Raw genomic sequence first — 25609 nt, 5'->3', positions numbered from 1 at the left:
TATCAACAAGTGCGCCGTGGCGACAAATCACCCGACCGGCAACCGTTTGTGCAATGTGCGGTTCAATCATTGTCGGTGAAAATACGCAAAAATCGGGCGGTTTACGTGAAGTGTTTGCAAACAGGGGAAAATTGAAGAAAGATCAATAACCGCATTTTGAACGTAAACAGATAAGACCCGTAAAAGCCGAGGTGCCGATGAGTTGGGGTGGTTTCACAGCAGCAGAATTGGAATGGCAATATAACCCGCGCGAAACCGTGCCGGAGTTCATGACCCATTTTGACCGGTTTGTGAAATTGTCTGACGAAACCCGCGCACAGCTTGGCGGCAAGCTTGATGTGCGGTTTGGTGATGGTCCCAAGGAAACCATGGATGTCTATATGGCCGCCGAGCCGGGCGCGCCGGTGCATGTGTTCTTTCATGGGGGATACTGGCGCAGTCAGGACAAAAAGGATTACGCCTTTGTCGCGCGTGACCTTGTTGCGGCCGGGTTTACGGTGATTTGCCCGAATTACGATTTGTGCCCGGATGTCACCGTTGCCGACATTACCGAAGAAGCCGTGCGGTGCATTACGCACGTCTATCAGAACATCGAAGATTTCAACGGTGACCGTGACCGTATTTCGATCTCCGGGCATTCGGCCGGTGGGCAGATTGTCGCCCGTCTTGCCACGCTGGATTGGTCGGACGTCCTAGGTGATGCCATGCCGTTTGAGGCAGTTGTCCCCATATCGGGTGTTTTTGATCTCGAACCGGTCCGCCATACGACGCTTAATGAGGACATCCGCCTTGATGAAGCATCGGCTGCGGATAATTCCCCCATGCTTGATGTTGTTCCGATCGGGGCGCGATTGCTGGTCGTGGTTGGCGGCAATGAAAGCCCGGAGTTCGTGCGTCAAAGTGATGCGTATGGGGCGTATTGTGGTAGTGCCGGGCTTAAGGTTTCTGTCTATAAGGCATGGGGCGCAAACCACTTTACCGTGCTTGAAGAACTGTTTTTGGGAACCGGGTCGTTGTTTGGCACTCTTAAGCGGTTTTTACTGCCGTAATCCTGTGTGATTTCTGCGGAAAACAGTACAAAAAACTATTGGTCTTCCTGTGACGTGAGCGGTGTGACGTGGTATAAAACATGACCGCTACCGCACTGAAATGAAAATAAATCTACAGGAAGGCTCATGCGTTTCATCTCTGCTGACGATATCGAAAAATTTGTATCGCCCCGTGATCTGGTTGAAGCCCTTCGCGACGGGTTTGAACACGGATGCGAAGCCCCGCTCCGCAGTCATTTCAACATGGAACGTAGTGCCGAGGATGACGCGACTTTCCTGATCATGCCCGCATGGCAAAAGGACGGGGCGGCAGGCGTGAAAATCGCTGCCGTGGTTCCGGGGAACTCTGCACGTAACCTGCCTGCTGTTTCGGGAACCTATGTTTTGCTTGATGCGCTATCAGGCCAACCGTCTGCTGTGATTGATGGCACCAAACTGACCACGCGCCGCACAGCCGCAGCATCGGCACTGGCGGCAGATTATCTGGCCCGGAAAGACACCCGCGACATGCTCATGGTCGGATCAGGTGCGATGGCACCGCAATTGATCAAGGCCCATGCGTCCGTGCGTCCGATCAAGAATGTCACCATCTGGAACCGCAATGCAGACAAGGCCGTCAAACTTGCCACCGAAATTGCTGAGCTTGGCTTTAACGCCAGAGGGACCGACGACCTTGAAGAGGCATGCAAAACTGCAGACCTGATTTCATGTGCAACGCTTTCAACCGAACCCTTGGTGCATGGCGATTGGCTGCGCGACGGCACGCACGTTGATCTGGTCGGCGCATTTAAACCAACCATGCGCGAAACCGACGACGCGGTGATGAAAAACTGCCGCATCTATGTTGATAGCTTCGAAGGTGCAAGTGCCGAAGGTGGCGACGTGGTTCAGGCGATGGACAGCGGCGCGATTGCCAAATCTGACATTATCGGTGATCTGTTCGGCCTGACGCGCGGGCAGGTCAAGGGCCGCGAAACGGACGGGGAATGCACGGTATTTAAATCTGTCGGGCATTCGCTTGAAGATTTCGTCGCGGCAGTTGCGGTCGTTAAGGCCGTCGAAAAATGATCAGCACCGATCTGTTTGCGCCCGAACCACTAGAAGGATTTCGGGGCCACATCAAACCCGAATGGATCGATTTCAACGGCCATATGAATGTAGGCTATTACGTGGTCGCGTTTGATCTGGGGTCGATGGCGTTTTTGGATGCTGTCGGGATGGGATATAGCTATCCCGAGCGGCGCGGTGGATCGACCTTCGGGCTTGAAATGCATGTGACCTATGATCGCGAAATTCATCAGGACGACCCGTATGTGATCTATACCCGTGTGCTTGATTGCGATGCCAAACGCATTCACATGTATCATGAAATGCGTCATGGCACAGAAGGGTGGCTGGCCTCGACCAACGAGATCATCACCATGCATATCGATATGGAAAAGCGCCGCTCAGCACCGTTTCCCGATGACATCATGGAAACGCTTAACAGGATCAAGACTGCCCATGCCGATTTGCCGATACCATCCGGTGTTGGACGCAAGATTGGCATTCGCCGCAAATAATCAAAAACCCCGCATCATCAGATCGCTGGGTTTTGTTTAGGTGTGCTGAATCTGGATTAGGGTCGCGTTGCCATATAAAGCCTGCACATCTCGCCGGTTTGATTGACGTCTTCGTCGCGCAAATAGGTTAGCCCCAGTTTTTCAAGCATCTTGACGGATGCAATGTTGTCTGGCTGGCAGTACCCATAGATCTTGTCATAGCCAAGCACGTTCCAGCCATGATCAATCAGGGCATGACAGACTTCAAAGGCATATCCTTTGCCCTGATGGTTTTCTGCCACGGCATAGCCGATATCAGGTGCATCAAGGGTGTCACGCTTTACAAAACCAATCAGGCCGATCGGTGTTTGGGTTTTCTGTTCAAACGCAATGCATATCCCAAACCCCAGCTTGGGATAAATTTCACGATGTCGCTGATCAATATATGCCCGTGTGGCATCAAGGTCGCGAATGTTGCGATCCCCGATAAACCGGAGCCAGCCGGGCTCGTTCAACAGCTGCAGTATGAAGGGGGCATCGTCATGGTGTGCATCTCGCAAAATCGTGCGTTTGGTTTGAAGAAACATCACTGAACTGTCCATGGTAATATGCTTTAGTGTGATCCTATCGGCCATTGCCGGAAAAGGCAGCATGATTTCACCCAGTAATCTTTTGAATGTTTTGGAGAAATGCGATGCCGGGAAAACCAATCAAACTTATGTTTGAAGGCAGCAATGGTGCGCAGCTTGCCGGTCGTCTTGAATTGCCAGCAGGGCCGGTCAAGGCCTATGCGCTGTTTGCCCATTGTTTTACCTGTACCAAGGACTTGACCGCCGCCCGCAAGATTGCCGAGGCACTCAATGTTCAGGGCATCGCCGTCTTGCGGTTTGATTTTACCGGTTTGGGCGGATCAGGCGGTGATTTCTCTTCAAGCAATTTCACCTCAAACCTTGAAGATATTGAACGGGCTGCGGATTTCCTGCGTAAAGAGTTCGAGGCGCCCAAACTTTTGATTGGGCATTCGCTTGGCGGGGCTGCTGTTCTTGCGGTGGCAAGCCGGATCAAGGAAGCAACGGCCGTGGCAACCATCGGTGCGCCCGCAGATGTCGAACATGTAACGCACAACTTTGCCACCCATCTTGATCAAATTAACAAAGACGGCGAAGCTGAAGTCAGTCTGGGGGGACGGCCATTTGTCATCCAAAAACAGTTCGTTGATGACTTGGCCAATCACGATTTGACCGAACAAGTCGCAACATTGAAAAAAGCACTTCTGGTGATGCATGCGCCGTTGGATCAAACGGTTGGTGTTGAAAATGCCGGGCGAATTTTTGATGCAGCGAAACATCCCAAAAGCTTCGTCTCCCTCGATCAGGCGGATCATCTTTTACGTAACCCCGACGATGCAAGCTATGCGGCATCGGTCATAGCAGCCTGGGCAAAACGCTATATTCCTGAAGAGGTTGGCAAACCTGCCGATATCGAAGAGGGTGTCATTGTCCGTGAAACCGGACTTGGAAAGTTTCAGGCTATGGTGCTTGCCGGGCGACATCGCCTGCTGGCCGATGAACCGGAAAAAGTCGGCGGTTTTGATAGCGGCCCGTCACCCTATGATTACCTGTCAGCTGCACTTGGCAGTTGCACTGTAATGACCATTCGCATGTATGCCGATCGCAAGGGTATCAACCTTGATGGCGTCAAAGTCGCGGTCATCCATGACAAGGTTCATATCGATGATTGCGATGAATGTCTGAAAAGCCACGCGCATAAACCCGATGGACGGGCTGGCAAGATCGACCGGTTCGAGCGCCGCATTCGCTTAAATGGTGACCTTGATGATGAAACCCGCGTACGGCTGATGGAAATTGCCGATAAGTGCCCGGTTCATAGAACGCTAGAGGCATCATCGCTTATCGTTACGCACGAAGACGTTGGCTAAGGCAGCCTTACTGCAAAGACAAAAACACCCGGCAGGATAAACTGCCGGGTGTTTTGGCGATCAGATGATCATTTTGTATTATGGCTTGGCTGCAACAACCATGAATTCAACCAGATAATCCGGGGTGGCAAGCTTTGCTTCGCCGCAGGCACGGGCCGGGGTGTGCCCCTGCGGGACCCATGCGTCCCATACGGTGTTCATCGCAGCAAAATCTTTCATGTCGGCAAGCCAGATGGTGGTCGACAGGATGTTTTCCTTGCTTGAGCCGCATTCGGCCAAAAGCGCATCGACCTTTGCCAGGCACTCCTTGGTCTGGTTGGTGATATCGCTGTCGGCATTGCCGACCTGACCGGCAAGATAGATGGTGTCGCCATGGACGACGGCCTGGCTCATACGCGGGCCGGTGTGAAGACGCTGGATGCTCATGAAACGCTCCTTGATATAAGCATTGGATACATTATTCGAACTGGGAATTTAGCTACCACGCTTTTGCACCCCGCACCAGTCGGCGATGAAGAGTGCAAGGACTTCGGTGACTTCCATTATGGAGGCAATCGAAACCCGTTCATCAATGCCATGAATGCGTTCGGCTTTGGGGCCATAACAGGTGGCCGGGATGTTGCCATAAATCTGGAAGAAACGGGCGTCCGTCGTGGCGGTGGAGGCATAGTTCTTGATGGTCTTGCCGGTGACTTCCTGATGGATATCGCCCATCATCGTCATCATCGGGTGGTTTTCATCCATTTCGCAGCCCTCAGCCTGAAAACCGCGATAGGTGATGTCGATTTTTGCCCCTTTGCAGGCCGGATGGTTGTCAACCGCACTTTGTTTGACGGCCTCAATGGTTTCGCGAACCTTTTCAAGTTCCATGCCGGGGTAAAACCCGACGCGCACATCCGCAGTACAAATCGGTGGCACGGTTGATGCCCATTCGCCGCCTTCAATCTTGCCCAGATTGAAATTCACCGGATGAACATGCGCGCCGTAGGCCGCATGACGATGCGTCGGGTGATTCCAGATTTCCTCGACTTCCTTAAGCGTTTCAAAGAAACCAAAGGCAGCTTCAATCGCGTTACTGCCCGCCGAGGTATCAAGAACATGTGCCGGGCTGCCTGATACGTTGATTTGGAACCACATGACACCAAGTTGCGCGGTCATCAGGGTTTGATTGAATGGTTCGGGAATGATCGCACAGTCGGCGGTGTAACCGGCATGAAGGCAGGCAAGGGCGCCGTTGCCGGTGCATTCTTCTTCGACCACCGATTGCAAGGTGATCGGGGCGGCCGGTTCAAGGCCGATATCATGCAGCGCTTGCAATGCGTGGCAATAGGCAATGATCCCGGCCTTCATGTCCCCGGCGCCGCGACCGTAAATCCAGTCATCCTCGACATAAGGGGTGAATGGCCCATGTCGCCATTGATCAACAGGCCCGGTTGGCACCACATCAATGTGCCCATTCAAAATCAGGCTGCGTCCGGTCGGCGTTTGCGGGCGGTGCAAGCCGATAATGTTTTCGCGCCCGTCATAATCATCGATCACGGGGGGGGAGAACCCCGGCTGATCCCGAAGGGCATCGACATCAATTTTTACCCGTTCGACATCAAGCCCCATTTCCGCAAATTGTTCAGCGACCCAGTCCTGAGCTGCGGCCTCGTTGCCAAGCAAACTGTCATGACGGACCAGCTCGCACAGGTCCCTAACCGCGTGTGATGTACGGTCCGAGACAGCCTTGCGCAGGGCTGCGCGATCAAAACTGGTCATGGATGCCTCCGTTCTGTCAGGGAACTGCTCATTGCAATTCCTGTTTGCCGCTTGCAAGTGTGGGCCGTGTGGCAGAAAGCGCGTCCTTGGTAATGCCAAGCTTTTCCATCTGTGGCGGAACATCGTTCCCGGTGATGATGCTTGCGGCATATTCGCCCATGGCTGGTGCGGTTTGGATGCCATACCCGCCTTGACCGGCCAGCCAATAGAAACTGTCATCAGCCGGGTCAAAGCTTGAAACCGGATCGCCATCGGCAAAGAAGCTGCGCAAACCGGCCCATGATTCACCCGGGCGGCGGACCTCGATGCTGGTTGTTGTCATCAGGCGGTCAATTGTGATGGCGATATCAAGTTCTTCGGGCTGCACATCATGGGGTTCGGTGGGCGTGGTATCAGCCGGTGACACCAACAAGCGCCCTGCGTCCTCCTTGAAATACAGTGTTTCATCGAGACAGGCGACCAACGGCCAGCCATGTGCATCAACATCAGCCGGCAGGTCAACCATCACCGCAGTACGGCGCTTGGGCACGATGCCAAGCGGGGGGATGCCGGCCTTGGTGGCGATGTCATCGGCCCATGCCCCCGCAGCGTTGACAACAATATCGCCATTGTACGACGCGCCATTTGAAAGGGACACGGTCCACACGCCGCTTTCCCTTGTGATAGCGCTAACATCTGCTTTGGTGACAAGCGTGCCACCCCGTGACTTGAACTGACGAATGAAGCCCCAATGCAGCGCATGAACATCAATATCCATGGCATCGGGTTCATAGGCGGCCTTGGCAATTTGGTCGGTATGCAGGACCGGAATGATTTCCTTCAGTTCTGCCGGGGTCAGTTCAACAAAGTTCGCGCCATTCGCACGGCCCTCAGACAGGATGGCATCAAGTTCGGCTTCTTCGCCCGGCTTTGCCGTCATGATAATGCCACGCGGGCTCAGGATCGGGTTTTCGCTAAACCCCTCGGGCGGGGTCAGGAAAAACGCCCGGCTGGCGGTTGACATCTTGCGGATGATTTTCGGGCCATAGGTCTCGCTATAAAGTGCTGCGGATCGGCCAGTGCTGTGATAGCCCGGTTGATCTTCGCGCTCCAAAACCGTGACGGATTTTCCCGCCTTTGCCAAAAAATATGCAGCCGACATTCCGGCAATGCCGCCGCCAATAATCAGGATGTCTGAATGGGTCATGTGGGGCCTTCTGATTATGAGCCTAGTTGGTGACGCCAAAGGCGCTTAGAAACTGATACAGGTTTTCTGCCAATGTTTCACTGACATAACCGCCTTCCTGAACGATTACGGTTGGGCGCGAAAGCGTGGCAATTTTGTCACCGATCCTGGCAAAACCATCCGGGCTGACGGTCAAGCCGCCAAACGGATCATCGCGCGATGCATCTAGGCCAAGGGCGATCACAACGGCGTCGGCGCCGAAATCGTCAATCGCGGACAATGCCCGATCAAGTGCGTCAAGAAAGACGCCATCGCCGCTGCCAAGGGGCAGGGGGTGATTATGGTTAAAGCCAAGCCCGTCCTTGTCGCCACGTTCTTCGGCGTGTCCCCAAAAGAACGGATAGAAATCATGCGGATCTGCATGGATCGACAGTGTCATGATATCTGCCCGGTCATAGAAAATATGTTGGGTGCCGTTACCGTGATGAAGGTCAACATCAAGGATGGCGACCTTGTCGTACTTTGTGCGGAGTTCCTGTGCGGCGATTGCACTGTTGTTTAAATAACAGAACCCACCGGCGATGTTGCTGCTGGCATGGTGCCCCGGCGGACGACAGAGCGCATAGGCACTTTGCGCGCCGTCATCACGGACATGGTGTGTGGCGGCAATCGCGGTTTGCGCACTGGCATAGGCCGACGGCCAAGTGGTGGCCGAGACAGGACAGGATGTATCGCCCAGATGAAATCCGGCCTTACCAGCGTGATGGCGCGGATAGGGGCCGTTGCGATCAAACGGATGGATGTTGGGGATCACCAGTTCTGATCCACCGGCTGCCTGCCATTGTTCATAAATCGTCTGCAGGAATGTCAGATATTGCGCATCGTGAATGGCCGCAATCGCCCCCATCCCGCTATCCTTTGGCGTTCTGACATCAAGTCCAAGGCGTGCTACCGCACGGCCCAGAATTTCAGCGCGTTCGGGTACTTCGGGGATCGGCTTTCTTTCGCCCGCGACAATGAATGTTTTGCCGTGATGGCGAAGCTGATCGTCTGAGAAATAGGCATGCATCATCGCTGCCGCCTTTCAGTTTGCGTGATCATTGGTGGCTGTTGTTTTTAATCTGGTGGGCTAGAAAGATACCTTGTCAGCACCTTTCAGCCCCAGTTGCGCACGGGCGTCATCCGGGGTTGCGATTTCAAGAGACAAACCGTCAAGCACCTCACGGATTTTGCGCACTTGTGATGCATTGTCCGGGGCCAGTTCGCCCTTGCGCAGATAAAGGTTATCTTCCAGCCCGACGCGCACATTTCCGCCCATGGCAGCCGCCATGCTGGCAAGCGGCATCTGATGGCGACCAGCCCCAAGGACAGAGAATTGATATTGATCGCCAAACAGCTTGTCTGCCGTGCGTTTGAGGTGTGCCAGATTGTCCGGGTCGGCACCGATGCCGCCCAGCACCCCCAGAACGAACTGAATGAATATTGGTCCCTTGATCAATCCGCGATCAACAAAATGGGCCAGCGTGTAAAGATGGCCGACGTCATAACATTCGAACTCGAACCGCGTGCCATTGGCATCGCCAAGGTCGGCAAGAATGGTCTCGATATCTGAAAACGTGTTTTTGAAAACAAAGTCGCGGCTGCTTTCAAGAAATTCAGGTTCCCAGCTATGTGTCCAGTCGTTCCGTCCGGCAAGGGCCGGGAACAAGCCGAAATTCATGGTGCCCATGTTAAGCGACGCCATCTCGGGTGCTGCTTCGCGGGCAGCACGGATACGGTCACGTACATTCATGTTCATGCCGCCACCGGTTGAAATATTGATCACGACATCGGTTGCGGCCCTGATTTTTGGCAGGAATTCCATGAACACATGCGGATCCGGGCTTGGGAAGCCGGTTTCCGGATCGCGGGCATGCAGATGCAATATCGAGGCACCGGCATTTGCCGCATCAATGGCCTGTTTGGCGATATCTTCGGGGGTTATCGGCAAATGCGGGCTCATGGACGGGGTATGCACCGATCCAGTAATCGCACAGGTGATGATGACTTTGCGGCTCATGAAAAGGCTCCTGCGACCAATAATTCGTCCTGCAAGGTGACAAATGCAGCACGCAAAGGATCAAGGATGTCGGCAAATTGATCCTGTTGAATTGTCATCGGTGGGCAAACCATCACATGGTCGCCACGATATCCGCCGCGTGTGCGTCGCCAATAGATGATCAGTCCCAGGTCATAGGCGATATCAACCAAACGGGCCGCTGCCATATGTTTGGGGTCGATCGGTTCCATGCTTGTGCGGTTTTTGACCAGTTCGATTGCCAGCAAAAGTCCCTTGCCCCGGACATCGCCAATCATGGTGAAATCATCGGCAAGCCCGCAAAGCGCGTCTTTCAGGGCCGCACCACTGTTGGCAGCATTTTCCAGAAGGTTGTTTTCATCGATGACGTCCAGAACGGCATTTCCCGCCGCACAGGCCAACGGGTTCCCGGCATAGGTGTAGCCGTGAATAAATCCACCGTGATCAAGAACCGGACCAACGATCCGGTCGGGCGCGATCATCGCACCCAGCGGTGCGTAACCGGCAGCCAAGCCTTTGGATACGGCCAGAATGTCGGGGGTGATGCCCCAGTGTTCGGCGGCAAAGTATGTGCCGGTGCGACCGGCACCGGTCATGACTTCATCATAGATCAGAAGGATGCCGTACTGATCGCAAATCTCACGGATGCGGGCGTAATAGCTGTCTGGTGCAACCAGCGCGCCTGTGGCGGCACCGCCAACCGGCTCCATGATGAAACCAAGAACGGTTTCCGGGCCTTGCTTGATGATTTCGGCTTCTAACATGTTGGCATATTTGAGGCCCCGGTCATGATCCGAAAGGTCATCGCGATCTAGATAGCAGGTAGGTGCGGGGATCTTCGGTTGATCGACCATCATGGGCGCAAATGGCGCATGCATCGGCGTATAGCCGGTGAGTGCCAGAGCCCCCAAAGTAGACCCATGATAACTTGGGAAACGGGAGATGACTTTGGTGCGCTGTGATTGGCCGATCGCCAGTGCATATTGCCGGGCAAGCTTGATGCAGCTTTCAACCGCCTCAGACCCGCCAGAGACAAAGAACACGCGCTCAAGATCGCCCGGTGCACGTTCGGCAAGGCGCCAGGCCAGGTTTTCTGCCGCATCATTTTCAAAATGCAGGCGATAGGCGAAGCTGGCCTTTTCAAGCTGGGCATTCATCGCGGCGATCACACGCGGGTCGCTATGGCCGATATTGCTGACCATCGCACCGCTTGATGCATCGATATAGCGTTTGCCATCAACGTCCCACATGTAAACGCCTTGGGCGCGCTCAATCAGCGGGCGGCGGGACCGGCTTTGATAAAACAGTCTGGACTCCCGGTTGTGGCCGGCCGGGCTTTTGTCATTATGCGTCATTTATGGTGGCTCTCCTGAACCGGCTGCATCTGGAACGCTTAATCCTGATGGCCGGGCAACAACACACAATTACGTGCCGCAATATGCATAAAGATATCGGCACCTTCCTGATGGGGGCGGGCATCAATCGGATTGATGACCTGCCAGTCGCGGCCATTGGCCTCGACAAAATAACGGGCTTGCTGACCCAGATAGTCAACGGTTTTGACCTTGCCCGGAATGGCAATAATACCGTCAGTTGCCTGATTTTGCTCTGACAGGTCGATTTTTTCAGCACGGATGACTGCGCGCACGTCTTTTGACCCTTTGGCCTTGGCCGTTTGTTCATCCATGGTCAGAAGCGTCTCGCCACTGTTTAAGCTGACACTTGTAAAGGCCGCGTCAGGGCTGCCAAGGTTTGCCGGAATGATGTTGGAATGACCGAGGAAGTCTGCAACAAAAGCCGAGTTCGGGTTGTTGTAAACCTCTTGGGGGGCGCCTTCCTGTTCGACGAAGCCATTGTTCATCACAACCAGCTTGTCAGACATGGCAAGCGCTTCGGACTGGTCATGGGTCACGAATACGGTGGCAACACCAAGTTCGCGCTGGATACGTTTTAGTTCCACACGCATTTCTTCGCGCAGATTGGCATCAAGGGCGGAAAGCGGCTCATCAAGCAGCAATACATCGGGTTCAATCACAATCGCGCGCGCCAGCGCAATACGCTGCTGCTGGCCACCGGAAAGCTGATTGGGATAGCGGTCTGCGACATGGGGCAGTTGCACCAGATCAAGTGCCTTGTTGACCTTGTCGCGGATGTCGGCCCTGGACACCTTGCGGTATTTCAGGCCAAAGGCGATGTTGTCAAAGATCGTCTTGTGCGGGAACAGGGCATAGTTTTGAAACACAAGGCCAAGATTGCGCTTGTGTATCGGCAGGCTGTTGACCCGTTTGCCGCGGATCTTCAAATCACCTTCGGTAATATCGGTCAGACCTGCAATCATGCGCAGCGTCGTGGTTTTGCCACAGCCCGACGGGCCAAGGAAAGTCACAAAGCTGTTGTCGGGCACGGTTAAATCCATGCGTTTCACTGCGGTGAATTCACCATACCGTTTAACGACATTTTGCAGTTCAACGGCGTTGTCGGTGTCTGCCATTGTTCAATACCCTGTCAGAATTACGCTGCACCCGGTTAAGGGGTGGCAAGGGTGTTCTGGCCGATTGTGCGTTTTCGGCCAGAACACAGTTTCAGGTGGGCAATCGGGCTTAGTAGCCGCGCTGCACACGCGAGAAGGTTTTTGACCAATCGGCTTCGTTTTCGTTCCAATACGCCGGATCAAAGAAGCTGAGCGACGCCAGCGTGCCACTTGGATCAAACGCCGGCAGGGTCGGAATGGTATCACCCAATTCGATCTTCTGTGGATCAAGGGCAGGCGGATAGCTCTGACCTTCGGCAACGGCAATGGCGACCTCTGGTTCAAGCATGAAGTTCAGAAGCTCTTCACAGGCGGCCATCGGGCTGCCACGCAGGACGAACAGGCATTCCTGCCAGCCAAGACCACCAGCCGGATCAAGATAGCCAATGTCATGGCCCTGATCCTGCAGCGCCTTGATGCGGCCCGACCAACCTTCGGTGACATAGATTTCTTCTTCTGCCAGAAGGCTCATCAGTTCCGCGCCCGAACTCCAATATTTCAACGCAAGATCACGGTGTGCACGGATCATGTCCCAAACCGCATCGATGTCCTTGATGCCATTCGGGTCCTGATCGGACTGAAGTGCGCCGTACCAGATACGGGTTTTCCATTCGCCCCAGCCGCCGATTTTGCCTTTGTAGGCCTCATCGACCATCAGTTTGGCACCCTTTGCCTTGGCTTCGTCATCGCTGATATATTTGCGGTTATAGGCAATGCCCGTGGTGCCATAGTCATAGGGCACCGCAGAAAGCGTCCCGCCTGTGATCTTGCGCAGCGGATCAATCAGGGTCGGGATGACGTTTTTCAGGTTCGGAATATTGGCTTCATTAAGTTCCGAGGTCAGTTCCAAACCGTGATACCGGGCATAGTCAAATACGCCTGACAGATGGGCAAGGTTGAATTCACCCGGCTGGCTGGCCTTGACGCGAGCAATATATTCGTCCGCGCCGCCAAAGGTGCCGGAAACCACATCGATGCCGGTTTTTTCGGTGTATGGGGCGAAGGCATATTTTTCAAATGCCTCGGACACAACGCCGCCCCAACCATCAAAGCGAACCTGTTCCGGGGTTGCAGCCATCGCCTTGCGTGCCAGCATGCCCATCGGGCCGCCGGTGATGCCGGCCGTGACACCTGCCGCACCCAGTGCCGTCAGGAAAGTACGGCGGCTGATGTCGCCGTCGCGAAAGCGGTTAAGTAGGCGTTCATAACGTTTGGTATCGTCCATTTAGGCCTCCTGATAAGGGATTTATCCGTTGATCGGTTTTGTTCTTGGTCGTGTTTTTTGTGGTCTTCTTGTTGGTTTTGGCGGTTGTCCGCGTTCTTTTAAAAAGTCTGTTCAGTGTTCCTGCATTATTTGGTCGTGCCGGTTTTGCGCATTGCCATAACCCGCGCAATAGATGCCGCCACCAGGGGCAGGGCGATGGTAAAGATCACCATCACTGCCCCCAGCGCGTTGATTTCCGGGCTGATGGAGTTGCGCAACATGGCAAAGATCTGGGTCGGAACGGTTTCAACACCGCCCGGCTTCCAGAACAGCGTGCCGGTGATGTCATCAAATGAAATCGTAAAGGCAAACAGCATCCCGGCCATGACAGCAGGCAACATCAGCGGCAGGGTCACTTCAAAGAAGGTTTGCACCGGTGTTGCGCCAAGGCTCATGGCGGCTTCTTCGACGTCGCGGCGGATCGACACAAGCCTTGCCTGAACCACCAGCACCACAAACGGCAGGGTAAAGACGACATGGCCCATCAACAGCAGGCCAAAGCTTTTGGGCATAGACAGGAACTGCAAAAACAGCAGGAGTGCCACAGCCAGAACGACTTCCGGGATCAGGATTGGGGCAACCAACAGTGTTGATATGGTCCGTTTTCCCGGAAAGTCGTATCTGACCATGGCAAGAGCTGCGAGCGTGCCAAGCGTTGTCGAAATTGCGGCTGTTAACAGACCCAGCAACAGCGACGTTTTAAAGGCACGCACAATCGCATCATTGTTCCAAAGCGCTTCAAACCAGCGCAGCGAGAACCCTTCGATCGGGAAACTGCCGAATTGATTGGCGTTAAAGGCCAACAGGATCACAACCGCAACCGGCGCAAACAGGAACAGATATACAAGGATCGTGGCAATTCGGATTACAGACCAACCGGACATCATTTCTGTTTCCCCTTATTTGAAGCTCTTGGCGATCTGATCGATGCCGAGATAGCGGGTGTAAATGACGACCAGTGCGCCCAGAAGGGCCAGCAGGACGAGCGATAATGCCGAACCAAGCGGCCAGTTCAGTTGTGTGACGATGGCTTCAAACACAAGGTTGGCAAACATTGCATCGCGTGGGCCACCCAGAACGATCGGGGTGATATAAGTGCCTGCTGCCAGTACAAAGCACAGCAACGATCCGGCAGCCAGACCGGGCATGGAAAGCGGCAGGGTCACTTCGCGGAAAGCCTGAAAACCGGTGCAGCCAAGGCTTTTGGCGGCTTCGGTCAGGTTCTTGTCAATGCCATCAAGGCTGACATAGACATTCAGGATCATGAAGGGCAGCAGATAGTGCACCAGCCCCAGAACAACGGTTTGCTGGTTATAAAGCATCTGGATCGGGTCATCGATGATGCCCATTGACAGAAACAGCGTGTTAAGCGCGCCCGACGTACCCAGAATGTTGATCCACGACATGGTGCGGATGATGTAGCTGATCCAGAACGGCAGCATCAAAAGCAACAGCAGAAATGCCTTTGATTTCATCCTTGTGTTGGCAACGAAATAAGCCGGGATATAGCCCACCAATGCGCAAATCACCGTGGTGTAAAAGGCAATCAAAAGGGTTTGAAACAGGATGTCGCGGTAAAAGCGGTCCCCAAGGACTTCAATCCAGTTATCAAAATAGAACCCGACCTGATCGGCCCCGGTTGCGGTACGCAGCCAGAAGGAATAAACGACGATAAACAGCATTGGCACAATCAGCAGAAGGCTGATGGTTGCCAGTGATGGTGATAACAGCATCCACGGAGTCCTGCGGGCTCCGGCGGCGTCTGCGGCCATTTATGCCTCCCGTTATTATCTGCGGTCATTGCCGCATGCGGTTATTTGGCCGTGAATATGTCTTTATGTCTTGGGGGTATTCCACCTCAGTCTTGGACATAGCGCAAATAGATAAGTAGAATAGAACCCATAGCCAATAACTATGCGTCTTACGAAGGCGGTGACGAATGGGGGATTTGTGATGAACGAATTGTTGCGGCGCCAGTTTGACTGGAACCTTCTGCATACCTTTACCGTCATCGTCGAAGAACGGTCCATTACCGGGGCCGCCAACCGGCTTTTGTTGCGCCAGCCAAGTGTCAGTAATGCTTTGAAAAGGCTGGAAGATCAAATCGGTGCGCGGTTGATTGACCGTGGACGTGGCCGGTTTGAAGTCACCGAGCAGGGGTTGGCGTTGTATCACGAATGCCGGGAAATTTGCGGGGCCATCGGCCGTCTGTCGGATGTGATGTCAGACAGCGGCAACCAGTTGACCGGGCATCTGCATTTATGGCTGGCCAGTCACGTGGTTTTCCCACCTCTTGATGATGCATTGTTTGATTTCAACCGATCGCACCCGGAAGTGACATATGAAATCAATGTTGCGACATCTAGCAACGTGATTGATCAGGTGTTGTCCCAACAGGCCAGTTTTGGCATTTGTCTGGTTAAGGATCAGCACCCCAGACTGGAATATCGGCGCCTGTACCGCGAACATTTCGGTTTCTTCTGCGGTCCGACACATCATTTGTTTGGCAAAGAGGATCTGACCCTTGCCGATCTCAGTCGAGAGGCCTTTGTATCCTTTTCCACCGACCAACTGACAGACGCATTGGCACCGGTTGCGGTCTTGCGTGCGCAAGAAGGGATGAAAGGCAAGGTAGTTGCCGTCAGCCCGCACCTTGAAGAAGTCCGGCGTCTGATCAATGCCGGGCTTGGCATCGGGCCCTTGCCGATCCATGTTGTACAAAGTGCAACGGACCGGGGGCAACTTTGGCGGTTGCCGCCCTATGATGCGCCGCCCGCAATTGATATTTATCTGGTAACCAACCCGCGCATGTCGCTGAGCCGGGCGGAACGGTTCTTTATTGATAACCTGACAGCCCGGCTTGACAGTGCGCCTGAGGGTTATTTTATTTATCCATAAGGTTTAATTTTCCCTGATAACGCCATTGGGACTTGTCTTCGGGGATGTGCTGCGCAAGCATGCCGGCAAATTGAAGTGTCAGGATTGAAGATGAAACTGATCTATTTTTCGTGGGTCAAGGACCGCATCGGTATGGCGGAAGAGGCAATTGATCTTCCAGACACCGTTAAAACGGTTGCCGACCTGCTGGCATGGCTGCCCGGCCGTGGCGAAAACTTTGCCGATGCCTTGGCAGACCCCGCGATCATTCGCGTCGCGGTGGATCAGGAATATGCCACACCCGAAACCGACGTCACCAAGGCCACAGAAATTGCCCTGTTTCCGCCGGTAACGGGTGGATAACCCGGACGCAGTTTGGGTATGACACCAAACCATACGGCGGCGTGAGACAAAAAAGGCGGCCCCAACAAGGGCCGCCTTTCCATTCGAGATTTAAGTCTGTTTCAGATTAGTCCGGAACAGACGCCGTCTGGGTCAGGCTGTCAAAGAATTCCTTGCGGCCCAATGTGCCCGATACCTTGCCATCGCGGGTCAGGATGACCGGGTTCTGGGTGATCGAACGAATGTCGATCAGATCCTTAAGCAGGACATCATCCTGGGCAACAAAGACGATGGAGTTGTCTGTTGCATCAAGATCGCTTGGCAGTGTGCCATCATAATTGATCAGTTTAAGCTCACCGCGTTCACCGTTGTTGGCTGAACGTACAACCCCATCCTCAAGCGTGATGCGAATGTTGGCATCTTCAAGTGTCAGCTCGGCACTGCCGGTTTTCTTGTCACGATCAATGCGGTGCATGATCGCACGACCACGCAGGATGTGAACCGGGTTCATGTGGGCAACAAAATCGGCGACATATTCGTTTGCCGGACGCAGTGCGATGTCTTCGGGCGTGCCATGCTGCACAACATAACCGCCTTCCATGATAGCAATCGAATTGCCAAGTTTCATGGCTTCATCAAGGTCATGGCTGACAAACAGGATGGTTTTGTTGAGTTTCTCCTGCAGATCAAGCAACTCGTCTTGCAAACGGTTACGGATCAATGGATCCAGGGCCGAGAACGGCTCATCCATCAGAAGGATCGGTGCATCGGTGGCAAAGGCACGCGCCAGGCCAACACGTTGCTGCATGCCGCCAGACAATTCATGGGCGTATTTATCTGCCCATTGGTCCAGGCCAACAAGGGCAAGCTTTTCATCAACGACGTCGCGACGTTCTTTCGGGTCCATGCCGCGCAACTCAAGGCCAAAGCCTACATTCTCGGCCACGGTGCGCCACGGCAGCAGTCCGAATTGCTGGAAGACCATGGCAACACATTCACGGCGCAGCTTGCGAAGGGTGGGGCCGTCACATTTCGTAACGTCAGCCATCCAGTCGCCGTCATGCACCCGAAGCGAACCGCGTGACACGGTGTTAAGGCCGTTCACACACCGCAGAAGCGATGATTTGCCCGATCCCGACAGACCCATCAGGACACAAATTTCGCCTTGCGGGACATTAAAGTTGACATCGGCAACGCCAAGAACGTTGTTGGTTGCCGCGGCAATTTCTTCGCGGGTTTTGCCTTCGTCAAGCAGCTTAAGGGATTCTGCCTGACGGTTGCCAAAGATCACGTCGATATTATCGAATTCAACAGCATTTGTCATGATCACTGCCCCGAAGTTTGGTTGTTTTCACGACGGCAGATGCGATCAAGCACGATGGCCAAAATCACAATTGCAAGCCCGGCTTCAAAGCCTTGCGCGATATTCACAGTGTTCAGGGCGCGCACAACCGGTTTGCCAAGGCCATCCGCGCCGACAAGGGCGGCAATCACCACCATTGAAAGTGACAGCATGATGCATTGGGTGAGCCCCGCCATGATTGATGGCATGGCTGATGGCAGTTCGACCTTGAACAACAACTGGCGCGGCGTGCAGCCAAAGCTTTCACCGGCTTCAAGCAGGGCTTTTGGCGTGCTTGAAATGCCAAGGTGGGTCAGGCGGATCGGGGCGGCGATGGCAAAGATCACCGTTGAAATCAAACCCGGTACCACACCCAGACCAAACAGGATCAGGGTCGGGATCAGATACACGAATGTCGGGATCGTTTGCATCAAATCAAGCACAGGGCGCATGGCCTGATACAGCCACGGACGGTGGGCTGACGCCACACCAAGCGGTACACCGATGACCATGCAGAACAACGACGCATAAAGCACCAGTGCCAGTGTTTCCATGGTTTCTTCCCAATAGCCAAGATTAACAATCAACAGCAGGGAAAGAACCGTAAAGGCCGTCAGTTTCCAGGATTTGTGCAGCACAAATGCCAGTATGCCGAAACCGGCAATAATTAAAAGGGCAGGGAGCCACACCAGAAAATCGATGGTGTTTTCAATAATGAACTCGAGGACATCCGATATGGTATAGAACACGAAATCGGCATGTTCGTTCAGCGCATCCATCAGGGACGATATCCACTGTCCCAGCGGAATTTTCGTTTCCGTGAGCCATTCCATGCGAAAATATCCGTTCAATGAGAATTAAAATAATGCGCCGATGCGCCCGCTTTTGCCATATCGGCAGTGGGCGCATCGGCAAGATCAAGCGGGCAGCTTAAAGACCAAGCGCGCCTTTAAGGGCTGACTTTGCATCGCCACCGTCAAAGGTGGTTACACCGTCAAGCCACGCATATGCAGTATCCGGGTTGGCTTTCAGCCATGCGGATGCGGCTTCTGCCGGATCGGTACCTTCATTCAAAATCGCATCCATGATTTCGTTTTCCATGGCGAGGCTGAATTTAAAGTTGGTAACAAGATTGCCGGCATTCGGGCATTCGTCGGTGTAGCCTGCGCGCAGGTTGGTATGAACCGTTGCACCACCAAAGTTCGGGCCAAATACGTCATCGCCACCATCAAGGTAAGCCATGTCATATTTTGCGTTCATCGGGTGTGGTTCCCAGCCAAGGAAGACAATGAACTGGTCGCGCGAAGATTTGCGCTTAACTTCAGCCAGCATGCCCTGCTCGGAGGATTCAACAAGTTCGAAACCGCCAAGGCCGAATTGATCGCCATCGATCATGTCCTGGATCAGGCGGTTGCCATCGTTGCCCGGCTCGATACCATAGATTTCGGCGTCCAGCTCATCTTTGAACTTGGCAATATCTGCGAAGTCTTTAAGACCAGCGTCAAAGGCGTTCTGGGTAACGGCCAGAGTGTATTTTGCACCTTCAAGGTTTGCACCGGTCGAAACAACGGTACCGGCATCAAGATACGGCTGAATGTCGGCTGCCATTGTCGGCATCCAGTTGCCAAGGAATACGTCAACATCGCCATTGGCAAGGCTGGTGTAGGTGACCGGAACGGACAGAAGTTCGGTTTCGGCGTCATAGCCCAGTGCTTCGAAGATAACCGATGCAGTTGCCGTGGTCGCGGTGATGTCGGTCCAGCCAACATCAGAGAATGTCACGGTTTTGCAGGCATCGCCATCTGCAGCTTTGGCACCAACTGCACCGAAAAGGGCGGTTGCAACGATGGTGCTGCCAAGCAGGCGGCCGAACGTGGAAAGATTGGTCATGTTTCTGGTTCTCCCTTGTGTAAACCTAATGTTACTGAGGACCGCAAAGCGCTGTCATCAGAAGACTCTCGGTTCCGGAGGCCAGACGAACATCAACGCAACAGTTATGTCGCCAATACTCGCCCAGAGCCATTAATCAGGTTCCCCCGAACGTGATTAATGGGCCGGAATAATCACAAAAACAGCCACAAAGCCGCGCAGCAAAGGATAAAGCCCCTGAGAAACGCGCCGCAAATGTCAGCGTGTTTTTATTGATTGATTGTTCAATTAAAATACAGCATATTCTGGTTACGTCAATTGCGAAGGATTAAAAACTGCGGCTTACGGCAGTGCAGTGGCGCTAAACCCTTCGCAACGCAATGGATTGGAAGAATTAATGCCCAAAGTTGGTATGCAGCCTGTCCGCCGCAGGCAGTTAATCGACGCAACGATTGAAACCATCCACCTGCATGGATTCGCGGATGCTACGATTGCTCGCATATCCAAGGCGGCGGGGATGTCGTCGGGTATTATTTCGCATTACTTCGGTGGCAAAAACGCCCTGCTCGAAGCCACCATGCGTTTTTTGATGCAGGAATTGCGTGATGATTACATGACGCGTTTGAAAACGGCGAAAACGCCGCTTGAACGCCTTGAAGCCATCGTTAGCACCAACTTCAACGAAGGGCAGTTCACCCAGCAGGTGACTGTCGCGTGGTTGTCTTTCTGGGCGCAGGTGCCATTTTCCAAGGATCTGCGACGCCTGAACGACATCTACTTCCATCGGCTGGAGTCCAATCTTCGGCACGAGTTGCGCCAACTGACAACGGATGAACGCGCCGAAGAAATCGCCGCTGTCATCGCCGCCATGGTCGATGGAATTTGGGTGGGGACGGGCCTGACGCGGGGGCGCTCCGATGTTGCGGGCGCACGCAAGATGGTCATGAACACCTTGCATCTTTATCTGGCGAATTCGCCAAGTCGCTAGATCAAGACCGCTAACATAATTCGAACCATACATACGATTACGGTCGCCCGAAACACAGGCGACCTGCAGGAGTTTAAGATGAGCCTTTATCAGATCCAGAATTTCATCAACGGCAAGAAAACTGCTGGCTCGGGCGCGGAAATGGTTACCCTTAACCCCGCGACCAACACTGTACTTGCCAAAGGCCACGAAAGCACGGCATCCGACGTTGATGCCGCGGTAAAGGCTGCGCGCGCCGGGTTTGAGGTTTGGAAAAACACACCGGCTGCCGAACGTGCCCGTGTGTTGTTCAAGGCCGCCCAGATTCTGCGCGACCGCAATGATGAATTGGCACTGGTGGAAACCCGTGACACCGGACGTGCCATTCAGGAAACCGAAATTGTCGATGTGATTTCCGGTGTCGAGTGCCTTGAATATTTCGCTGGTGTCGCTGGAAGCCTTGCGGGCGAGCACATCGATCTTGCGGGCAACTTTGCCTATACCCGCCGCGAAGCGGTTGGCGTATGTGGTGCCATCGGGGCATGGAACTATCCGATCCAGATCGCATGCTGGAAAGCTGCACCTGCGCTGGCATGTGGCAATGCCGTTGTTTACAAACCGTCCGAAACAACGCCGCTTTCGGCTATCGCGGTTGCCGAAGCACTTCAGGAAGCAGGCCTTCCTGATGGCGTTTATAATGTGGTTCAGGGCGCGCGCGAATGTGGTGCGTCGCTGGTTGATCACCCGGATGTTGATAAAATCTCGCTGACCGGCTCGGCTGCGACCGGGGCCAAGGTGGCCTCTGTTGCTGCGGGGGGCATGAAGGCGGTCACCATGGAACTTGGTGGCAAGTCGCCGATGATCGTGTTCGAAGATGCCGATCTTGATAACGCCGTATCTGGCGCGCAGATGGCGAACTTCTATTCATCGGGTCAGATTTGCTCGAACGGGACGCGTGTCTTCGTGCATGAAAGTGTTGTGGATGCCTTCATCGAAAAGCTGATTGCACGTTCTAAGGGGCTGGTTTTGGGGGATCCGGAAAAGCCGGAAACCCAGGTTGGCCCGATTGTGACAAAGACCCAGTTTGATCAGATCATGTCCTATATCGAAAAGGGCAAGCAGGAAGGGGCGAAATGTGTCCTTGGTGGCAATGCCGTGACCGATGGCATGCCCGAAGGGGGCCTGTTTGTTGAACCGACCGTGTTCACCGAGTGCACCGATGATATGTCCATCGTGCGTGAGGAAATCTTTGGTCCGGTGATGTCGGTTCTGACCTTTAGCGACGAAGAAGAAGCCATCAAGCGCGCCAATGACACGCAATATGGTCTTGCCGCAGGGGTCTTCACCAAGGATCTGTCGCGTGGTCACCGTGTTGTTGCCCGTCTTGAAGCCGGGACCTGCTGGATCAACACCTATAACATCACCCCGATCGAGATGCCATTTGGTGGCGTGAAGAAATCCGGTGTGGGTCGCGAAAACGGCCGTGCGGCGATTGAATATTATACCCGCATCAAATCTGTCTATGTCGAAACCGGCGATGTCGAGGCACCTTACTAAAGTAACGCGTTGCCTTTCGCTAAATCGTAACCGGCTGCCCCAAAGCGCGACCAGATACAAGGGATCAGATATGACGACCCCAACGACGACTGAAAAATATGATTATGTGATTGTTGGCTCCGGTTCTGCTGGGGCTGTGCTTGCCAACCGGTTGACCGAAGACTCCGAGGTAAAGGTGCTGGTTGTTGAAGCTGGCCCCAAGGATCATTGGTGGGATTGGCGTATTCATATGCCAACCGCACTTTCCTATCCGATGCAATCCGAAACCTATAACTGGGCCTATTGGACGACGCCGCAGGCAAACCTTAACAACCGCCGCATGGAAACACCGCGTGGGCGCGTTTACGGTGGGTCAAGCTCGATCAATGGCATGGCATATGTTCGCGGGCACGCGCTTGATTACAATCGCTGGGCCGAAGAAGACGCCGCCCTTAAGGAATGGGATTACGCGCGCTGCCTGCCATATTTCCGAAAGGCCGACACGCGTAACGAAGACACCGAAGGCGATGAATACCACGGCGGCGATGGCCCGCTTCATGTGACGACCGGGGCGTGCAAGAACGACTTGCACAAGGCATGGATCAAGGCCGGTCAACAGGCCGGTTACGAATTCACCCCCGATCAGAACGGCTATCGCCAGGAAGGTTTGGGGACCATGGATATGACGGTCTACAAGGGCCGTCGCTGGTCAACGGCGCAGGCCTATTTGCGCCCGGCAATGACACGCCCGAACCTGACCGTCTATCATAAGGCGTTCGCGCAGAGTGTTGTTTTCGAAGGAAAACGTGCCATTGGTTTGGACTTTTTCCATGAAGGTGAAAACAAGCGCGTGGTCGTGGATCGCGAAGTGATTATTTCGGCAGGTTCGATCAATTCACCAAAACTTTTGATGCTGTCGGGTATTGGTCCGGCGGCCCATCTTCGCGAGCATGGCATTGATGTTGTCCATGATTTGCCCGGTGTTGGCGAAAACCTGCAGGATCATCTGGAACTTTACGTTCAGATGGAATGCACTAAACCGGTCAGTCTGAACAGCAAACTTGATTGGTGGAGCAAGCTTAAGATTGGCGTTGAATGGTATCTGTTCAAAACCGGTTTGGGCGCGACCAACCATTTTGAAGCCGGTGGCTTTATTCGATCCAGGGCAGGCGTCAAACACCCGGACCTGCAATATCACTTCATGCCAGCGGCGATTAATTATAACGGGTCCAAGGCGGCAGAAGGCGATGGTTTCCAGGCCCATGTTGGTCCGATGCGGTCCAAATCGCGCGGCACCGTTCGGTTGGCCTCAGCCGATCCCAAAGATCGCCCGATCATTGATCCGAATTATATGAGCCACCCGGAAGACTGGGAAGAAATGCGCGCATCCGTGCGCCTGACCCGCGAGATTTTTGCTCAGGAAGCCTTTGCCGATTTGCGCGGTGGGGAAATCGCACCGGGTAAGGATATCCAGTCTGATGAAGAAATCGATGCATGGGTCGCTGATCACGCCGAAAGTGCCTATCACCCGTCCTGTTCATGCAAGATGGGCAGTGATGACATGGCGGTGGTTGACGAGAAAACCCGTGTTCACGGCATCGAAGGGCTGCGCGTTGTTGATAGCTCCATCATGCCGACGATTGCCACGGGAAATCTCAATGCGCCAACCATCATGATTGGTGAAAAGGCTGCCGATATCATCCGTGGTCGCCAGCCATTGGCACCGTCAAATGCCCCGTTCTTTGTGCATCCTGAATGGGAAACAAAGCAGCGCTAAGCCGCATTTGACTAACGTAGAAATTCTGAAATCCCCGGCCTGTCATTCTCAGGTCGGGGATTTTTGTTTTGATGCATTGTTATGCGTTTTGGGCGTGGCTTCGCGCAATCCTTTATCTTGTGGCGTGTCTGTTTTGGCATAATCGATGAAATGGGAAAATGACGGTCCAAATACGGCAGTTTTCCCTTGCGAGATGAAACTGTTCGGTCAGGATATGCTGACAACCAATAACGAAAATGAGACTTCCTCATGTTTACCCCTAACTTGCTAACCGCCAATGACAAGGTCGGTGCCTATCCCGCGTCCTATTACGCAGCAACAGCCAACGCCATTGCGTCATTTGCAAAGCTTCAAGGGGATCAAACCTGCGACATTGTCGTTATTGGCGGGGGCTTTACCGGGCTGTCATCGGCGCTGCATCTGGCCGAACGGGGATATGACGTTATTTTGCTTGAAGCCCACCGGGTTGGCTGGGGCGCATCCGGGCGCAACGGCGGGCAAGTCGGGTCAGGTCAGCGCCGCGAACAGGATGATCTGGAAAAGATGGTCGGGCGCGATGATGCCAAAAAGCTTTGGGATATCGCCGAACAATCCAAGGACATCGTCAAATCCCTGATCAAAAAGCATGACATCAAATGCGATTGGAAGCCTGGCATCCTGCATGCGGATCATCGTGCGCGGTTTGTCCCCGAAACCCATGAATACACAGAAAAACTGCAATCGGAATACGGTTACAGCGATATCCGAAATGTTGATCGCGCCGAAATGCGAGAGATGCTCGGATCCGAGTTCTACCACGGTGGGTCGCTTGATATGGGGGCCGGGCATATTCATCCGTTGAACTTTGCCTTGGGCGTGGCGGATGCTGCCCGTGATGCCGGGGCACGGATTTTTGAAAATTCTGTTGTCACATCCTATGAAAACCATGCTGGCAAGGTCACGGTAAAAACCAGTGATGGTGCGGTTGTTAGCGCTAACAAGCTTATCCTTGGCTGCAATGGCTATCTTGATGGGCTTGAAGACCGTGTGGCAAAGCGTGTCATGCCGATCAACAATTTCATCATTGCCACCGAGCCACTTGGCGATGATCTGGCGCGCGAATTGATCCGGGATGATGTCGCGGTCGCGGACTCAAAGTTTGTGATCAACTATTACCGTCTAAGTGCGGATAAACGCATGTTGTTTGGCGGTGGGGAAACCTATGGCTATAATTTCCCCAAGGACATCAAATCATTCGTGTTCCCGCATATGCTTGAAGTTTATCCGCAGCTTAAAGATGTGAATATTGACTATGGCTGGGGCGGGACGCTTGCGATCACAATGAACCGGATGCCGTTTTTCAGAAAGATAGAAGACAACGTCTATACCGCCACCGGCTATTCCGGGCATGGCGTTGCCATGGCGACCCTGGCCGGGCAGATCATGGCTGATGCGGTGGCAGGCACCATGGAACGGTTTGATGTGATGGCCAACGTCAAGACCCCGGTGTTCCCGGGGGGCAAGATGCTGCGTTTCCCGATGTTGGTAGCTGCGATGCTGTGGTACTCAATCCGCGACAAGCTTTAAGACCGTC

General features: G+C 53.9%; 24 protein-coding genes. 10 read left to right on the top strand and 14 right to left on the bottom strand.

The genetic code is table 11. The annotated features are described in order from the left end of the window. Positions 1-197: 197 nt before the first annotated feature. The 3 genes from JF44_RS0115690 (at position 198) to JF44_RS0115680 (ending at position 2611) form a co-directional block, all read left to right on the top strand. The gene (locus JF44_RS0115690) at positions 198-1049 is read left to right on the top strand and encodes an alpha/beta hydrolase (RefSeq protein WP_033070013.1); all 852 of its coding nucleotides are present in this window, start codon (positions 198-200) and stop codon (positions 1047-1049) included. Positions 1050-1175: 126 nt separating this feature from the next. Then, positions 1176-2117 (top strand): bifunctional Delta(1)-pyrroline-2-carboxylate/Delta(1)-piperideine-2-carboxylate reductase, encoded by a 942-nt coding sequence (gene lhpI, locus JF44_RS0115685; RefSeq protein WP_033069871.1) that lies wholly within the window; start codon positions 1176-1178, stop codon positions 2115-2117. Beyond that, the gene (locus tag JF44_RS0115680; RefSeq protein ID WP_033069870.1) at positions 2114-2611 is read left to right on the top strand and encodes a thioesterase family protein; all 498 of its coding nucleotides are present in this window, start codon (positions 2114-2116) and stop codon (positions 2609-2611) included. The genes lhpI and JF44_RS0115680 overlap by 4 nt, the downstream gene beginning before the upstream one ends. 56 nt (positions 2612-2667) lie before the next feature. On the opposite strand, the gene JF44_RS0115675 is transcribed toward JF44_RS0115680, so the two are convergent. After that, a complete protein-coding gene (locus tag JF44_RS0115675) occupies positions 2668-3243 on the bottom strand; it encodes a GNAT family N-acetyltransferase (protein WP_238318472.1) in 576 nt (191 codons plus the stop codon). Between the two features lie 41 nt (positions 3244-3284). Here JF44_RS0115675 and JF44_RS0115670 point away from each other — a divergent pair, with 41 nt between their 5' ends. Further along, positions 3285-4529: a bifunctional alpha/beta hydrolase/OsmC family protein gene (locus tag JF44_RS0115670; protein ID WP_033069869.1), complete on the top strand. Its 1245-nt coding sequence runs from the start codon at positions 3285-3287 to the stop codon at positions 4527-4529. 78 nt (positions 4530-4607) lie between these two features. On the opposite strand, the gene JF44_RS0115665 is transcribed toward JF44_RS0115670, so the two are convergent. From JF44_RS0115665 to JF44_RS0115620, 10 genes are all read right to left on the bottom strand, one after another. Beyond that, a complete protein-coding gene (locus JF44_RS0115665) occupies positions 4608-4955 on the bottom strand; it encodes a RidA family protein (RefSeq protein ID WP_033069868.1) in 348 nt (115 codons plus the stop codon). Between the two features lie 48 nt (positions 4956-5003). Next, positions 5004-6290 (bottom strand): M20 family metallopeptidase, encoded by a 1287-nt coding sequence (locus JF44_RS0115660; RefSeq protein WP_033069867.1) that lies wholly within the window; start codon positions 6288-6290, stop codon positions 5004-5006. A gap of 28 nt (positions 6291-6318) precedes the next feature. After that, positions 6319-7476: an NAD(P)/FAD-dependent oxidoreductase gene (locus JF44_RS0115655; protein ID WP_033069866.1), complete on the bottom strand. Its 1158-nt coding sequence runs from the start codon at positions 7474-7476 to the stop codon at positions 6319-6321. Positions 7477-7498: 22 nt separating this feature from the next. Beyond that, entirely contained in the window at positions 7499-8527 is a 1029-nt protein-coding gene (locus JF44_RS0115650; protein ID WP_081944465.1) for a histone deacetylase family protein, read from the bottom strand. Positions 8528-8584: 57 nt separating this feature from the next. Next, on the bottom strand, positions 8585-9514 hold the full coding sequence (gene kce, locus JF44_RS0115645) for a 3,5-dioxohexanoate:acetyl-CoA acetone transferase (RefSeq protein WP_033069865.1): 930 nt from the start codon (positions 9512-9514) through the stop codon (positions 8585-8587). After that, complete coding sequence (locus JF44_RS0115640; RefSeq protein ID WP_033069864.1) at positions 9511-10887, bottom strand: aminotransferase family protein; 1377 nt, start codon at positions 10885-10887, stop codon at positions 9511-9513. Before JF44_RS0115640 ends, kce begins: the two co-directional genes overlap by 4 nt. Positions 10888-10925: 38 nt before the next feature. Beyond that, positions 10926-12023, bottom strand: a complete 1098-nt coding sequence (locus JF44_RS0115635) for an ABC transporter ATP-binding protein (protein WP_033069863.1) — start codon at positions 12021-12023, stop codon at positions 10926-10928. 109 nt (positions 12024-12132) lie between these two features. Continuing rightward, positions 12133-13287, bottom strand: a complete 1155-nt coding sequence (locus JF44_RS0115630; RefSeq protein WP_033069862.1) for an extracellular solute-binding protein — start codon at positions 13285-13287, stop codon at positions 12133-12135. A gap of 125 nt (positions 13288-13412) precedes the next feature. Next, positions 13413-14213: an ABC transporter permease gene (locus JF44_RS0115625; protein WP_081944464.1), complete on the bottom strand. Its 801-nt coding sequence runs from the start codon at positions 14211-14213 to the stop codon at positions 13413-13415. Positions 14214-14225: 12 nt separating this feature from the next. Next, complete coding sequence (locus tag JF44_RS0115620) at positions 14226-15098, bottom strand: ABC transporter permease (RefSeq protein ID WP_033069861.1); 873 nt, start codon at positions 15096-15098, stop codon at positions 14226-14228. A 181-nt stretch (positions 15099-15279) separates the two neighbouring features. On the opposite strand from JF44_RS0115620, the gene JF44_RS0115615 reads away from it, so the two are divergent. Further along, positions 15280-16224, top strand: a complete 945-nt coding sequence (locus tag JF44_RS0115615; protein ID WP_033069860.1) for a LysR family transcriptional regulator — start codon at positions 15280-15282, stop codon at positions 16222-16224. A gap of 90 nt (positions 16225-16314) precedes the next feature. After that, positions 16315-16566, top strand: a complete 252-nt coding sequence (gene moaD / locus JF44_RS0115610) for a molybdopterin converting factor subunit 1 (protein ID WP_033069859.1) — start codon at positions 16315-16317, stop codon at positions 16564-16566. A 106-nt stretch (positions 16567-16672) separates the two neighbouring features. On the opposite strand, the gene choV is transcribed toward moaD, so the two are convergent. The 3 genes from choV to JF44_RS0115595 form a co-directional block, all read right to left on the bottom strand. Continuing rightward, complete coding sequence (gene choV, locus JF44_RS0115605; protein ID WP_033069858.1) at positions 16673-17869, bottom strand: choline ABC transporter ATP-binding protein; 1197 nt, start codon at positions 17867-17869, stop codon at positions 16673-16675. A gap of 2 nt (positions 17870-17871) precedes the next feature. Beyond that, positions 17872-18720: a choline ABC transporter permease subunit gene (gene choW, locus JF44_RS0115600; protein ID WP_033069857.1), complete on the bottom strand. Its 849-nt coding sequence runs from the start codon at positions 18718-18720 to the stop codon at positions 17872-17874. A 97-nt stretch (positions 18721-18817) separates the two neighbouring features. Further along, positions 18818-19777 (bottom strand): choline ABC transporter substrate-binding protein, encoded by a 960-nt coding sequence (locus JF44_RS0115595; RefSeq protein WP_033069856.1) that lies wholly within the window; start codon positions 19775-19777, stop codon positions 18818-18820. A gap of 364 nt (positions 19778-20141) precedes the next feature. On the opposite strand from JF44_RS0115595, the gene betI reads away from it, so the two are divergent. The 4 genes from betI to JF44_RS0115575 all read left to right on the top strand — a co-directional run bounded on the left by betI (position 20142) and on the right by JF44_RS0115575 (position 25602). Next, positions 20142-20744, top strand: coding sequence for a choline-binding transcriptional repressor BetI (betI, locus tag JF44_RS20385; RefSeq protein WP_238318471.1), 603 nt, complete (start codon positions 20142-20144; stop codon positions 20742-20744). 78 nt (positions 20745-20822) lie between these two features. Further along, positions 20823-22280, top strand: coding sequence for a betaine-aldehyde dehydrogenase (gene betB, locus JF44_RS0115585; RefSeq protein WP_033069854.1), 1458 nt, complete (start codon positions 20823-20825; stop codon positions 22278-22280). A 70-nt stretch (positions 22281-22350) separates the two neighbouring features. Beyond that, positions 22351-24036, top strand: a complete 1686-nt coding sequence (gene betA / locus JF44_RS0115580; RefSeq protein WP_033069853.1) for a choline dehydrogenase — start codon at positions 22351-22353, stop codon at positions 24034-24036. A gap of 249 nt (positions 24037-24285) precedes the next feature. Next, positions 24286-25602: an NAD(P)/FAD-dependent oxidoreductase gene (locus JF44_RS0115575; protein WP_033069852.1), complete on the top strand. Its 1317-nt coding sequence runs from the start codon at positions 24286-24288 to the stop codon at positions 25600-25602. The last annotated feature ends 7 nt before the right edge of the window (positions 25603-25609 follow it).

It is taken from the genome of Thalassospira australica (assembly GCF_000763295.1).
Lineage (GTDB): Bacteria > Pseudomonadota > Alphaproteobacteria > Rhodospirillales > Thalassospiraceae > Thalassospira > Thalassospira australica.
The sequence above is the reverse complement of the archived record's forward strand: the minus strand, read 5'-3'. Positions and strand labels throughout refer to the sequence as shown.

Excerpts from the sequence above, each read along its gene's own strand:
- JF44_RS0115625 (WP_081944464.1), bottom strand. The coding sequence starts at position 14,213 with ATGATGTCCGGTTGGTCTGTAATCCGAATTGCCACGATCCTTGTATAT.
- JF44_RS0115620 (WP_033069861.1), bottom strand. The coding sequence starts at position 15,098 with ATGGCCGCAGACGCCGCCGGAGCCCGCAGGACTCCGTGGATGCTGTTA.
- JF44_RS0115650 (WP_081944465.1), bottom strand. The coding sequence starts at position 8,527 with ATGATGCATGCCTATTTCTCAGACGATCAGCTTCGCCATCACGGCAAA.
- betA (WP_033069853.1), top strand. The coding sequence starts at position 22,351 with ATGACGACCCCAACGACGACTGAAAAATATGATTATGTGATTGTTGGC.
- JF44_RS0115635 (WP_033069863.1), bottom strand. The coding sequence starts at position 12,023 with ATGGCAGACACCGACAACGCCGTTGAACTGCAAAATGTCGTTAAACGG.
- lhpI (WP_033069871.1), top strand. The coding sequence starts at position 1,176 with ATGCGTTTCATCTCTGCTGACGATATCGAAAAATTTGTATCGCCCCGT.
- JF44_RS0115690 (WP_033070013.1), top strand. The coding sequence starts at position 198 with ATGAGTTGGGGTGGTTTCACAGCAGCAGAATTGGAATGGCAATATAAC.
- choW (WP_033069857.1), bottom strand. The coding sequence starts at position 18,720 with ATGGAATGGCTCACGGAAACGAAAATTCCGCTGGGACAGTGGATATCG.
- JF44_RS0115575 (WP_033069852.1), top strand. The coding sequence starts at position 24,286 with ATGTTTACCCCTAACTTGCTAACCGCCAATGACAAGGTCGGTGCCTAT.
- JF44_RS0115630 (WP_033069862.1), bottom strand. The coding sequence starts at position 13,287 with ATGGACGATACCAAACGTTATGAACGCCTACTTAACCGCTTTCGCGAC.
- JF44_RS0115655 (WP_033069866.1), bottom strand. The coding sequence starts at position 7,476 with ATGACCCATTCAGACATCCTGATTATTGGCGGCGGCATTGCCGGAATG.
- kce (WP_033069865.1), bottom strand. The coding sequence starts at position 9,514 with ATGAGCCGCAAAGTCATCATCACCTGTGCGATTACTGGATCGGTGCAT.
- JF44_RS0115665 (WP_033069868.1), bottom strand. The coding sequence starts at position 4,955 with ATGAGCATCCAGCGTCTTCACACCGGCCCGCGTATGAGCCAGGCCGTC.
- choV (WP_033069858.1), bottom strand. The coding sequence starts at position 17,869 with ATGACAAATGCTGTTGAATTCGATAATATCGACGTGATCTTTGGCAAC.
- JF44_RS0115595 (WP_033069856.1), bottom strand. The coding sequence starts at position 19,777 with ATGACCAATCTTTCCACGTTCGGCCGCCTGCTTGGCAGCACCATCGTT.
- JF44_RS0115615 (WP_033069860.1), top strand. The coding sequence starts at position 15,280 with ATGAACGAATTGTTGCGGCGCCAGTTTGACTGGAACCTTCTGCATACC.
- JF44_RS0115680 (WP_033069870.1), top strand. The coding sequence starts at position 2,114 with ATGATCAGCACCGATCTGTTTGCGCCCGAACCACTAGAAGGATTTCGG.
- JF44_RS0115670 (WP_033069869.1), top strand. The coding sequence starts at position 3,285 with ATGCCGGGAAAACCAATCAAACTTATGTTTGAAGGCAGCAATGGTGCG.
- JF44_RS0115640 (WP_033069864.1), bottom strand. The coding sequence starts at position 10,887 with ATGACGCATAATGACAAAAGCCCGGCCGGCCACAACCGGGAGTCCAGA.
- betB (WP_033069854.1), top strand. The coding sequence starts at position 20,823 with ATGAGCCTTTATCAGATCCAGAATTTCATCAACGGCAAGAAAACTGCT.
- JF44_RS0115675 (WP_238318472.1), bottom strand. The coding sequence starts at position 3,243 with ATGCTGCCTTTTCCGGCAATGGCCGATAGGATCACACTAAAGCATATT.
- JF44_RS0115660 (WP_033069867.1), bottom strand. The coding sequence starts at position 6,290 with ATGACCAGTTTTGATCGCGCAGCCCTGCGCAAGGCTGTCTCGGACCGT.
- moaD (WP_033069859.1), top strand. The coding sequence starts at position 16,315 with ATGAAACTGATCTATTTTTCGTGGGTCAAGGACCGCATCGGTATGGCG.